This window comes from Christiangramia aquimixticola (assembly GCF_048285835.1).
GTDB lineage: Bacteria > Bacteroidota > Bacteroidia > Flavobacteriales > Flavobacteriaceae > Christiangramia > Christiangramia aquimixticola.
In genome coordinates, this window is record NZ_JBLVTL010000158.1 from 1 (window position 1) to 319 (window position 319).

The window sequence follows — 319 nt, forward strand, 5'->3', positions numbered from 1 at the left end:
GCTCCAGCAGTGAAAAAGTGGCGGGATGGTAGGCCCATTGCTGACCCGCATCAGTCTTGTAAGTAAGGCTTTTAGGAGAAACATCATAGAGATTTTTAACCTGATCATTGATCCCAGTGGTGTAGGACAGATGGTGAACCAAACGGATATTTTTTTCCTTGGCAATAGGCATAGAAGTCCATCCCCCATCAAGGTGTTTTTGTGTGCGATCTTTGATGCTGAGTAACTTCTCCTGCTGAGCGATCCCCATTAATCCTGCTGTAATCGCATTTCCTGCTGCATCCCAATACCAATAAGAATTTTGATCCATACCGCCTGT

General features: G+C 45.1%; 1 pseudogene. It reads right to left on the reverse strand.

Annotation, left to right across the window (positions count from 1 at the left end):
* Nucleotides 1-319: pseudogene (locus ACNKXV_RS13930) on the reverse strand (serine hydrolase); the annotation flags it as partial.